Source organism: Cellulomonas bogoriensis 69B4 = DSM 16987, assembly GCF_000767165.1.
Taxonomy (GTDB): Bacteria; Actinomycetota; Actinomycetes; order Actinomycetales; family Cellulomonadaceae; genus Actinotalea; species Actinotalea bogoriensis.
In genome coordinates, this window is the sequence record NZ_AXCZ01000091.1 from 1 (window position 1) to 10979 (window position 10979).

Sequence of the window (10979 nt, forward strand, 5' to 3'; positions counted from 1 at the left end):
CGTGGCGCCCGGTCGCGCTCGTGGGCGCGGGCTCCGTGGCGGCCGTCGCGCTGCTGTTCCCCGTCGCCACGCTCGGGTTCTGGCTGGCGCGCGGGACGTCGGCGACCCTGGACCTGGGGCGCCTGGTCGACGCGGCGACCGCCACGGTGACGGTCTCGGTGCTGGGCGCGATCCTCACCACCGCTCTGGCCGTCCCCGTCGGGATCCTGGCCGCCCGGTACCGCGGCAAGCTCGTCACCGTCGTGGAGCAGGCCTCCTACGCCGGGCACGCCCTGCCGGGCGTGGTGGTGGCCCTGGCGCTGGTGTTCCTGGGCGTGCGGTACGCCCGACCCCTGTACCAGGAGGTCCCGCTGCTGGTGATCGCCTACGCGGTGCTCTTCCTGCCGGCCGCCGTCGGAGCCGTCCGCACCTCCGTCGCCCAGAGCCCCCGACGCCTGGAGGACGTGGCCCGTTCCCTGGGCCTGGGCCCCTGGGCGACCCTGCGCCGTGTCACCCTCCCCCTGGCGGGCCCCGGCGTGGCCACCGGCGCGGCGCTCGTGCTGCTGGTCACCATGAAGGAGCTTCCCGCCACCCTCCTGCTGCGACCCACCGGCATGGACACCCTGGCCACACGCCTGTGGACCGAGACCGGATCCGGTGCCTACGCTGCAGCTGCCCCCTACGCCGCGGCCCTGGTGCTCCTGGCCGCGGTCCCCACGTTCCTGCTCACCTACGCGCAGACAGCATCCCGGACCCGCCTGCCCCGCCCCACGACCGCTGGAGATCCCCCGTGAGCGCGTTGACCGTCAAGGACGTCACCAAGTCCTTCGGGGCCCAACCGGTCCTGCGCGGGGTCGACCTGGAGGTGGCCTCCGGCGCCCTGGCCGCGGTCCTGGGACCGTCCGGCTGCGGCAAGACCACCCTGCTGAGGGTGGTCGCGGGCTTCGAGCAGCCCGACTCCGGGTCGGTCACCGTCGGAGGGCGGCAGGTCACCGGCCCGGGCCGGGCCGTGGCACCCGAGCGGCGCCGGGTCGCGGTCGTCCCGCAGGAGGGTGCCCTGTTCCCGCACCTGACCGTCGCCGAGAACGTCGCCTTCGGGCTCCCGCGCCGCGCCCGCCGTGGTGCACGCGTCGGGGAGCTGCTGGAGCTCGTCGGCCTGGCCGGGTACGGCGACCGCATGCCGTCCCAGCTCTCCGGAGGGCAGCAGCAGCGGGTCGCCGTCGCCCGCGCCCTGGCCCCGGCACCCGACGTCGTGCTCCTGGACGAGCCGTTCTCGGCACTGGACGCCGCCCTCAGGGCCGCCGTGCGCGCGGACGTGCGCGCCGCCCTGCACGCCGCAGGAGCCACCGCGGTGCTCGTCACGCACGACCAGGAGGAGGCGCTGTCCACCGCCGACGTCGTCGCCGTGATGCGCGACGGTGTCGTGGTGCAGTCCGGCCTGCCCCAGGACGTGTACCGCTACCCCAAGGACGTGGACGTCGCCCGGTTCGTGGGCGAGGCGGTCGTCATCCCGGCGACCGTGCGCGACGGGGTGGTCTGGACACCGCTCGGGCACCTGCCGCTCACCCAGACCGCCGCTGACGGGATGGGCACCGTGGTGCTCCGCCCCGAGCAGGTGCACCTGGTCGACCCCGCCGACGGACTGCCCGCGCGGGTGGTCGACACCTACTTCTACGGCCACGACGCGAGCGTGCGCCTCGAGGTCCACTGCCCCGGCGAGGTCCGCCTGCCGGTGGTGTGCCGCACCCAGGGAGAGCTGCCGGAGGAGCAGGCCGTCGGGGTCCGGATCGTCGGACCCGTCACGTGGTTCCCCGAGGGCACCGCCGCCGCGTGACCCTCAGGGGCGGCGTCCCCGCAGCCGCTCGATCTCGCGCCGCTCGCGTTTGGTCGGGCGCCCCGTCCCACGGTCACGGTGCCCCGCCGGTGCGGCCATCTCCCGTGGCGGCGGCGGAGGGGTGAGGTCCAGGCACGCCTGCGCGGCCAACGGCGCCGACACCCTCTTGGTGAGCAGGCCCTGCACCTTCAGGACCCGGTCCACGCCGTGGAGCCTGACCCGCACCTCATCACCCACGCCCACGAGAGTCGCGGGCTTGGCCCGGTCGCCGTTGACCCGGACGTGACCGGCACGGCACGCCGACGCGGCCGCCGACCGCGTCTTGAACAGCCGCACGCCCCACGTCCAGGCATCCACCCGCACCCGGCCCTCACTCATCGCCACAGCCTACGAGGAGACCACCGTGGCGACCGCTCACCCGCCCTCGGGCCGCACGGGCGCCGCGATTCCCGGCCGTGGCTCGCCCGCGTGGTCGAGCCCGTCCCCGTCATCGTCATCCTCGCCGTCGTCATCCTCGCCGTCGTCATCCTCACCGCCCGACCCGTCGACCTCGTCCGCGGCGTTCCACTGGCTGATCACCGCCCACGCGACGGCGGCGAGCGGCACCGAGAGCAGCGCGCCGATGATCCCGGCCAGCAGGGTCCCTGCGGTCAGTGCCAGCAGGATCGCCAACGGGTGCAGGCTCAGGGTGCGCCCCAGGACGATCGGCTCCAGAAGGTTGCCTTCGAGCTGGTTCACACCGATGACCACACCGACGACGATGAGTGCGTACACCGGCCCCTCGGCCACCAGCGCGACCAGAGCCGCGAGGGTCCCCGCCAGGGTCGCCCCCAGCAGCGGGATGAACGCCCCCAGGAAGACGATGGTCGCCAGCGGCAGCGCCAGGGGGATGCCGAGGATGAACAGGGCCACACCGATCACCGTGGCGTCCACCGCAGCGACGATCGCCGTACCCCGCACGTACCCGCCCAGGACGTTCACGGCGCTGCCGCCGATCCGGTCCGCACGCTCCCGGGAGGCCGCGTCGAAGGGCCGCAGGAAGAAACCCCAGATGCGGCGGCTGTCACGCAGCAGGAAGAACAGCACCACGATCCCCAGGACGATCCCCGTGATGATCTCCACGGCCGTGGCGGCGCCGGCCATCGCCCCGCTCTGCACCGCGTCGCTGGTCAGGAGGTCCGCGACCTCCTGACGGGCCTCGTCGATCTGCTCGTCGGTGATGCCCAGCGGCCCCTGGGTGAGGAACTGCTGCAGCTCGTCGAAGCCCTCGGTCGCGGAGTCGACCAGGTCGTCCCACTCGTCGCGCACCGCGTTCACCACGAACCAGATGACCAGCCCCAGCCCACCGGCCCCCAGGAACATCGCGAACCACGTCGCCAACCCGCTGGGGATGCCGCGGTGCCGCAGGAACGAGACCACCGGGCTCACCGCGGCGGCCACGATGGTGGCGATGAGCACCGCGATCACGACCACGCTGATCTGGCCGAGCGCCCAGAGCGCGCACATGACCAGCGCCAGCACCAGGAGCACCTGGGCCGAGCGCACCGCGGCCCGGCCCAGGCCGTCGGTCCAGAGGGAGGGACGTTCGCGCCGACGGGTTCTCATCCAGGCAGCGTAGGCAGGAGCGGGCTACCCGGCCCGTCGAGAGCCGCCCGCTCCCCTGGCCTCAACCCTGGTCGCGCCAGGTCAGGTACTGCTCGATCAGGGCCCGGGTGGACGGGTCCTGGGCGTCCAGCGCCGCCCGGTCGCCCTCGACAGCAGGGGCGACCTCCAGGGCCAGCTTCTTGCCGAGCTCCACACCCCACTGGTCGAACGAGTCGATGCCCCACACCACACCCTGGACGAACGTGATGTGCTCGTACAGGGCGATGAGCTGGCCCAGCACCGAGGGCGTGAGGGCCGGGGCGAGGATCGAGGTCGTGGGCCGGTTGCCGCTGAACACCCGGGCGGCCACCACATCCTCCGCGGTGCCCTCGGCGCGCACCTCCTCGGCGGTCTTGCCGAAGGCCAGGGCCTTGGTCTGGGCGAAGAAGTTCGCCAGGAACAGCCCGTGGACGTCGGTGCCGCCGTCGCGGAGCGGATGCGCGGGGTTAGCGACGGCGATGAAGTCGGCCGGGACCAGGCGGGTCCCCTGGTGGATCAGCTGGTAGAAGGCGTGCTGCCCGTTGGTGCCCGGCTCGCCCCAGAACACCTCACCGGTCTGGGAGGTGACCGGCGTCCCGTCCCACCGCACGGACTTGCCGTTGGACTCCATGGTCAGCTGCTGCAGGTAGGCGGGGAACCGGTGCAGGTGCTGGGCGTAAGGGAGCACCGCGTGGGTGTGGGCGTCGAAGAAGTTCACGTACCAGACGTTCAGCAGCCCCATGAGGACCGGGACGTTGTTCTCGACCGGCATGGTCCGTACGTGCTCGTCCACGGCGTGGAACCCGGCCAGCATCTCTTCGAACCGCTCCGGCCCGATCGCCACGGCCAGGGCCGTGCCGATCGCCGAGTCCAGCGAGTACCGGCCACCGACCCAGTCCCAGAAGCCGAACGCGTTGGCGGGGTCGATCCCGAACGCCGCGACCTTGTCCAGCGCGGTGGAGACCGCGACGAAGTGGCGGGCCACGGCCTGGGTGCGGGCCTCCTCCTCGTCCTCGATCGCGCCGGACGCGATCAGCCCGTCCCACAGCCACCGTCGTGCCAGACGCGCGTTGGTGAGCGTCTCCAACGTGCCGAACGTCTTGGACGCGACCACGAACAGCGTGGTCTCGGGGTCCAGGTCGGCGAGGGTCTCGGCCACGTCGGTGGGGTCGATGTTCGACACGAACCGCACGTCGATGTCCGGGTGGGTGTACGGCTTGAGCGCCTCGTAGGCCATGACCGGCCCCAGGTCCGAGCCGCCGATCCCGATGTTCACCACCGTGCGCACCGGCTTGCGGGTGACACCCACCCACACCCCGCCACGTACCTGGTCGGCGAACGCGTACACCTTGGCCAGCTCGGCGCGGACGTCGGCGTCCACGTCCTGCCCGTCGACCACCAGTGCCGGGCTCGAGCCCGGCGGGCGGCGCAGCGCCGTGTGCAGCACGGCGCGGTCCTCGGTCACGTTGATCCGCTCGCCCCGGAACATGGCCTCGGTGCGCTCGGCGAGGCCCACCTCCTGGGCCAGTCGCGCCAGCAGGGCGACGGTCTCGTCGGTGAGGAGGTTCTTGGACAGGTCCACGTGCAGGTCACCGAGCACGTGGCTGAAGCGCTCGGCCCGGCCGGGGTCGTCGGCGAACCAGCTGCGCAGGTCCGGCCGCAGGGCCTCGCGGTGGGCGGACAGCGCGGTCCAGGCGTCGGTGGTGGTCGCGTCGACGGGTGCGTTCACGTGCAGGCCTCCTCCAAAGGTGTGGGACCCACCGTAGTGATCGGCGGATGCCCCGCGCTCCCCCGACGCTCCGTCGACGCCCGTCGACACTCCATCGAGGCCGTGCGGCTGGCTGCACCGCTCGATGCGGGCCCGTCCAGGCCAGGACCTTGGTCCGTTAGGCCAGCCTAACCTCGGGTCTACCTTCCGGCTGTGGACCTGCTGACATGCCCCTTGACGACCCCCGTCCGTGTCGTGCGGACCGGCGAGGCGCCCGCCCTGCGCCTGGAGGAGCTCGGGGTGCGACCGGGCACCACCGTCCAGGTCGTGCAACGCACACCGTTCGGGGGTCGCGTGCTGGCCGTCGGGGCCGACCGGATCGCGGTGGACCGCGCCACCGCGCTCATGGTCACCGTGGCGGCCCAGCCGTGAGCGCCGGCTGCCCGGGACACGCCCCGCAGGCCGGCGGACTCGCACCCGGCGACCGCCGGATCCTCCTGGTCGGCAACCCGAACGTCGGCAAGTCCACCCTCTTCAACACCCTCACCGGGGGACGCCAACGCGTGATGAACGCCCCCGGCACCACCGTCGTCCTCCAGCAGGGGACCTGGACGACCGCCGGCGCCGACCTCGCGGTGACCGACCTGCCCGGCACGTACAGCCTCGTCGCACGCTCACCCGACGAGACCGTCGTCGCCGACGCCCTGCACGCACACCCCGGGGCCACCGTCGTGGTGCTCGTCGACGCGACCGCCCCCTCGCGGTCGCTGTACCTGCTGGGCCAGGTGGCGCGCACCGGAGCGCCCGTCGTCGTGGTCACGACCATGGTGGACGTGGCACGCGCCCGGGACGCCGCACCCGACCGGGCCGGGCTCGAGGCGTACCTGGGCTGCCCCGTCACGGAGATCGACCCCCGCTCCCCCGACGCCGCCGCGACCCTCGCCCACGCGCTCACCACGCCGTGGCACCCCACGACGCACCCGGTCGGCACGCCGGACCACGCGCGCGGCGCCACGGTCCCCGCAGCACTGGAGGACCCCGTCGACGACGCGGCGGCGCTGTTCGAGTGGGTCCACCGCGCACTGGACTCGGCGCGCGCGCACCGCCCCCTGCGCCTGACCCGCAGCGACCGCGCGGACCGGTACCTGCTGAGCGCGTGGATCGGGGTACCAGCGCTGCTCAGCGCACTGTGGGCGGTGTTCTGGCTCACGACCGGCGCCGCTGCCCCGATCATGGAGGCCACCGAGGCGGCGGTCGCGGCGGTCGGGGACCGCGCCGGGCTCGTCCTCGGGCCGCTCGCGGGCACGTGGGTCGAGGGGCTGCTGGTGGACGGGATCGGCGCCGGGGTCGGCACCGTCCTGGCGTTCGCCCCGCTCATGGCCCTCACCTACATCGCCCTCGGCGTGCTCGAGGACAGCGGGTACATGGCGCGGGCGGCGGTGCTCGCCGACCGGGGGCTGCGCGCCCTGGGGCTCGACGGCCGGGCGATGCTCCCTCTCGTCATCGGCTTCGGCTGCAACCTCCCTGCCCTTGCCGCCACCCGCACCTTGCCCCACGCCAGGCAGCGCCTGGTCACGGCGCTGCTGGTGCCGTGGACCTCGTGCGCAGCACGACTGCCCGTGTACCTGCTGCTCGCGGTGCTCGTCCTGCCCCGGCACGCCGCGACCGCGGTGCTGGGGATGTACGTGCTCAGCGTGCTGCTGGTGGTCGCCGGGGCACTCGTCCTGCGTCGGGGCCTGCTGCGGGGCCAGCCACGCGAGGCCCTCGCCCTTCCTCTGCCCGCCTACCAGGTGCCGCGGCCAGGGCCGCTGCTGGTGGGGGCCCTGCGCCGCGTCCGGGCCTTCGTGACCAGGGCCGGCGGGGTCGTCGTGGCCGCCCTGACGTTGCTGTGGCTGCTCGCATCGATCCCGGTGGCCGGTGTCGGCACGTTCGCCGACGTGCCCGTGGAGGACAGCGCCCTGGGCCGCACGACCCAGGCCGTGAGCCCTGCTCTCGCACCGGCCGGTCTGGACGACTGGAGGGTCACGGCTGCGATCCTCACCGGGTTCGTCGCCAAGGAGGCGGTGGTCGGCGCGCTCGGCCAGACGCACCCCGACGCCCAGGGCGTGCCCGGCGACGAGGACGACGAGGGGCTTCCCGCCCGGGTGGGCACGACCCTCGAGGAGTCCTCGGACGGGCACCCTGCCGCCGCGGCGGCAGCCCTGATGGTGTTCGTGCTGGCCTACACCCCGTGCGTGGCGACCCTCGCCGAGCAGGGACGCCAGCTCGGGGTCCGTTGGGCAGCCGGGGGCGCCGTGGTCCAGCTGGCGGTCGCCTGGGGCCTGGCCACGGTCGTGTTCCAGGTGGGGCGACTGCTCACATGAGCGCCGCCCTGGCCCTGGACCTTCTGCGCCGCGGCGTACCAGGACCGGTGGTCGCGCGGCGCACCGGTGTCCCGCGCGAGCTCGTGGACGCTCTGCACGCCGAGCTCGACCGGCTCACCGCGCCTCCGCCCGGCGGGTTCCCCGGGCCACCACCGGCAGCCTGCCGGGCGTGCCCGCTGGCGCCGGCGTGCGCACCCGGAAACGGACAAAGATGCCCATAGTCCACAGAGGTGCACAATCCTGTGGACACCTCAACCGCGGTGGAGGCCCTCGAGGCGCCCCAGGGCGTCGTGGAGCACGTCCTCGCGCTTGACGAACGTGAAGCGCACCCACGAGGCGAGGGCCTGCTGCCCCGGCCCGCCGTCACGGCAGAACGCGCTCACCGGCACCGCCGCCACACCGACCGTGGTCGGCATGGCCCGGCACAGCTCGGCCCCGTCCGCGACACCCAGCGGCGCGGCGTCCGCCACCACGAAGTACGTGCCCTGCGGACGCACCGCGTCGAACCCCACCGCCGTGAGCCCCTCGCACAGCAGCTCGCGGCGGCGGCGCAGGGAGGTGCGCAGCTCGGTCAGGAAGTGCGCGGTGCGGCCGTCGGGATCGGTGAGCGCGGCGGCGACGGCGAGCTGGAACGGCGCCCCGCCGGAGTAGGTGAGGAACTGCTTGACCGTGCGGATCGCGTCCACCAGGGGCGGCGGGCCGATCACCCACCCGACCTTCCACCCGGTGAACGACAACGTCTTGCCGGCCGAGGAGATCGTCACCGTGCGCCCGGCCATCCCCGGGAGCGTCGCGATCGGCACGTGCCGCGCGTCGTCGAAGGTCAGGTGCTCGTAGACCTCGTCGGTCACGACCACCAGGTCACGGTCACGGGCCAGGCGCGCCACGGCGGCCAGCTCGTGCTCGTCGAGCACCGCGCCCGTCGGGTTGTGCGGGGTGTTGAGCAGCAGCACCCGGGTGCGGTCGGTCGTCGCGGCCGCCAGGGCGTCCACGTCCAGGCGGAACCCGCCCTCCCGACGCACCAGGGGCACCGGCACCAGCCGCGCGCCGGCCAGGGCCGTGGCCGCGGCGTAGGAGTCGTAGTACGGCTCCGGTGCCAGGACCTCCTCGCCGGGGCCGACCAGTGCCAGGAGCGTGGCCGCGATCGCCTCGGTGGCGCCCACGGTCACGAGCACGTCCTGGGGGCTGACCCGCATGCCGTACCGGTCGGCCGCGTGCGCGGCGACGGCCTCGCGCAGCTCGGGGACGCCGTCACCGGGCGGGTACTGGTTGCGCCCGGCCCGGATCGCCTCGACGGCGACCTGGACGACGTGCTCGGGTCCGTCGACGTCCGGGAAGCCCTGCCCCAGGTTGATCGCCCCGGTCCGCGCGGCCAGGTCGGAGACCTCGGCGAACACGGTGCGCCGCACCGCGCCGTCCGGGTCGAGCAGACCGGTGTCCCGGGCCACGTGCCACCAGCGGCGCTGCGGTGAGGTCATCGGGACAGGCTACGGGTGCCGCCGTCGTGACCGGTGGACAGCGACCGGTGGACGGCGACCGGTGGACTCAGTGGGGCGCCGGTGTCCCCACCGGCTCGCCACCCAGCTCGACCCAGCCGCCGGGTCGGTACGCGGGGGTGGCGAACGCCAGGATGACCAACGCGAGGAGCATCGACCCGAACATGACCCCGGTCATCGCGCCGGCGCCGCCACCGAACAACCCCACCAAGGGGCTCACCAGACCCGCGAGGCCGGCCTGCATGAACCCGATCACGGCCGCGGCGGTGCCCGCACGCTCCCCGTGGCGGGTCAGGGCCAGCGCCGAGGCGTTCGCCATGACGAACCCGAGCAGCGCCGTGCAGACCCACAGCGTGCCGACGAACCCGGCGACGCCCCCGACCTGGAGCACCGTGACCGGCACCAGGAACCCGGCCACGGCGGCCGTCGCGGGGAGCCCCAGCCGCAGCAGCCGCACCGGGCCCACGCGCCGCACCAGGGCGGCGTTCAGCTGGGACCCGGCGACCAGGGACGTGCCCCCGACCGCGAAGGCGATCGCGAACTGCTGCGACGTCAGCCCGTACCCCTCCTGGAGCACGAAGGGCGACCCCGCCACGTAGCTCATGATCAGGGCCATCGAGAGGCCGGGGATCACCGCGAGCGCGACGAACCGTCCGTCCCGGACGAGCTCGAGGTAGCCGCGCAGGGACGTGGTGATCCCCTGGGTCGTGCGTCGTTCGGCGGGGAGGGTCTCGGGCAGGAACCGTGCGGCTGCCAGCAGGATCACGAGGGCGACCAGGGCCAGGGCGACGAACACCGCGCGCCAGTCCCAGATCTCGGCGATGACGCTGCCGACGGTCGGGGCCAGCAGGGGCGCGGCGGCGATGACGAGCATGAGGCGGGAGATGATGCGCGCGGCCTCGGCGCCGGAGTAGCGGTCGCGGACCACGGCCATGGCCACGACCGTCGCGCCGGCGCTGACCAGGCCCTGGAGCACCCGCAGGGTGGCGAGCTGGGTGATGGTGGTGACGAACACGCACGTCAGGGAGATGAGGACGTGCAGACCCACACCGATCAGGACGGGTAGGCGCCGGCCGACACGGTCCGAGAAGGGCCCGACGATGAGCTGGCCGATGGCCCCGCCGATGAGCATGCCGGTGATGGTGAACTGGGCGCCGGCCTCGTTGGTGCTCAGGTCGCGGGCGACGTCCGGCAGCGAGGGCAGGTACATGTCCGTGGTCACCGCGGGCAGCAGGGTGAGCAGGCCGACCATGAGGACGAACCCGGCCGTGCGTCGGGGGGTCCCGGTGGGGTGGGGGGGTGTGGCTGTCATCACCGCACGAGTCTGCCATCAAATCGATTCGACCGCGCCGTGTCCCTGATCACAGCGACGCCTGCCGGGCCGGGCGGGGCATGCTGGGGGCATGTGCGGACGCTTCGCCTCGTTCCGGGACGCCCAGGAGCTCGTCGACCTGTTCGAGGTCGGTCCCGACGGGGTGCCGGACGAGGTCACCGCGATCACCCCGTCCTGGAACGTCGCCCCCACGGACCCGGTCAGGATCGTGGTCGAGCGGCACCCCCGCGACGGGCAGGGGCCCGCGGAGCGCTCCCTGCGGGCCGCGCGCTGGGGGCTGGTGCCCTCGTGGGCGAAGGAGCGCTCGATCGGGTCCCGGATGATCAACGCGCGGTCCGAGACCGTGGCCGACAAGCCCGCGTTCCGTGCGGCGCTGCGGGCCCGCCGGTGCCTGGTGCCCGCCGAGGGCTGGTACGAGTGGCACCGCCCCGGGGCGGCTGCGCGTGGGCCCAAGCACCCTTACTGGATCCACCCGGAGGACGGCGGCCCCCTGGCCCTGGCGGGGCTGTTCGAGTTCTGGCGTGACCCGGCGCGCGCCGACGACGACCCGGGCCGCTGGCTGGTCACCACCACGGTGGTGACCGCGGATGCCTCGGCGGACCCCGTGCTGGGTCCGGTGCACGCCCGGCGCCCGGTCGCCCTG

General features: G+C 73.9%; 11 protein-coding genes. 6 read left to right on the top strand and 5 right to left on the bottom strand.

Annotated elements, in window-relative coordinates; translation table 11 throughout:
* Both N869_RS09295 and N869_RS09300 read left to right on the top strand, forming a co-directional pair.
* A partial coding sequence (locus N869_RS09295; protein ID WP_156968469.1) for an ABC transporter permease occupies positions 1 to 773 on the top strand: 773 nt, incomplete at its 5' end.
* Positions 770 to 1813 carry an ABC transporter ATP-binding protein gene (locus N869_RS09300; RefSeq protein WP_035060618.1) on the top strand — a complete coding sequence of 348 codons (1044 nt, stop codon included), beginning with the start codon at positions 770 to 772 and terminating at the stop codon, positions 1811 to 1813. The genes N869_RS09295 and N869_RS09300, both read left to right, overlap by 4 nt.
* A 3-nt stretch (positions 1814 to 1816) precedes the next feature.
* Here the strand turns inward: N869_RS09300 and N869_RS09305 are convergent, their stop codons facing one another.
* From N869_RS09305 to pgi, 3 genes are all read right to left on the bottom strand, one after another.
* Entirely contained in the window at positions 1817 to 2191 is a 375-nt protein-coding gene (locus N869_RS09305) for an RNA-binding S4 domain-containing protein (RefSeq protein WP_035060633.1), read from the bottom strand.
* 36 nt (positions 2192 to 2227) lie between these two features.
* Positions 2228 to 3418: an AI-2E family transporter gene (locus tag N869_RS09310; protein ID WP_084136806.1), complete on the bottom strand. Its 1191-nt coding sequence runs from the start codon at positions 3416 to 3418 to the stop codon at positions 2228 to 2230.
* Positions 3419 to 3479: 61 nt separating this feature from the next.
* Positions 3480 to 5165 carry a glucose-6-phosphate isomerase gene (gene pgi / locus N869_RS09315; protein ID WP_035060621.1) on the bottom strand — a complete coding sequence of 562 codons (1686 nt, stop codon included), beginning with the start codon at positions 5163 to 5165 and terminating at the stop codon, positions 3480 to 3482.
* Positions 5166 to 5357: 192 nt separating this feature from the next.
* Here pgi and N869_RS09320 point away from each other — a divergent pair, with 192 nt between their 5' ends.
* From N869_RS09320 to N869_RS17360, 3 genes are read left to right on the top strand one after another with little or no spacing between them, the layout of a single operon-like run.
* A complete protein-coding gene (locus N869_RS09320; RefSeq protein WP_035060623.1) occupies positions 5358 to 5576 on the top strand; it encodes a FeoA family protein in 219 nt (72 codons plus the stop codon).
* A complete protein-coding gene (gene feoB / locus N869_RS09325) occupies positions 5573 to 7507 on the top strand; it encodes a ferrous iron transporter B (protein ID WP_232229680.1) in 1935 nt (644 codons plus the stop codon). Before N869_RS09320 ends, feoB begins: the two co-directional genes overlap by 4 nt.
* The gene (locus N869_RS17360) at positions 7504 to 7728 is read left to right on the top strand and encodes a hypothetical protein (protein WP_156968470.1); all 225 of its coding nucleotides are present in this window, start codon (positions 7504 to 7506) and stop codon (positions 7726 to 7728) included. Before feoB ends, N869_RS17360 begins: the two co-directional genes overlap by 4 nt.
* 30 nt (positions 7729 to 7758) lie before the next feature.
* On the opposite strand, the gene N869_RS09330 is transcribed toward N869_RS17360, so the two are convergent.
* Both N869_RS09330 and N869_RS09335 read right to left on the bottom strand, forming a co-directional pair.
* Positions 7759 to 8985: a pyridoxal phosphate-dependent aminotransferase gene (locus N869_RS09330; RefSeq protein ID WP_035060625.1), complete on the bottom strand. Its 1227-nt coding sequence runs from the start codon at positions 8983 to 8985 to the stop codon at positions 7759 to 7761.
* Positions 8986 to 9052: 67 nt separating this feature from the next.
* The gene (locus tag N869_RS09335; RefSeq protein WP_052105303.1) at positions 9053 to 10315 is read right to left on the bottom strand and encodes a multidrug effflux MFS transporter; all 1263 of its coding nucleotides are present in this window, start codon (positions 10313 to 10315) and stop codon (positions 9053 to 9055) included.
* A 91-nt stretch (positions 10316 to 10406) separates the two neighbouring features.
* Between N869_RS09335 and N869_RS09340 the strand changes: the two genes are divergently transcribed.
* Positions 10407 to 10979 (top strand): SOS response-associated peptidase (locus tag N869_RS09340; protein ID WP_035060628.1); only part of this gene is annotated, 573 nt, incomplete at its 3' end.

Bases quoted from the DNA above. Each gene is read 5' to 3' on its own strand.
- N869_RS09330 (WP_035060625.1), bottom strand. From the start codon at position 8,985: ATGACCTCACCGCAGCGCCGCTGGTGGCACGTGGCCCGGGACACCGGT.
- N869_RS09305 (WP_035060633.1), bottom strand. From the start codon at position 2,191: ATGAGTGAGGGCCGGGTGCGGGTGGATGCCTGGACGTGGGGCGTGCGG.
- N869_RS17360 (WP_156968470.1), top strand. From the start codon at position 7,504: ATGAGCGCCGCCCTGGCCCTGGACCTTCTGCGCCGCGGCGTACCAGGA.
- N869_RS09310 (WP_084136806.1), bottom strand. From the start codon at position 3,418: ATGAGAACCCGTCGGCGCGAACGTCCCTCCCTCTGGACCGACGGCCTG.
- N869_RS09335 (WP_052105303.1), bottom strand. From the start codon at position 10,315: ATGACAGCCACACCCCCCCACCCCACCGGGACCCCCCGACGCACGGCC.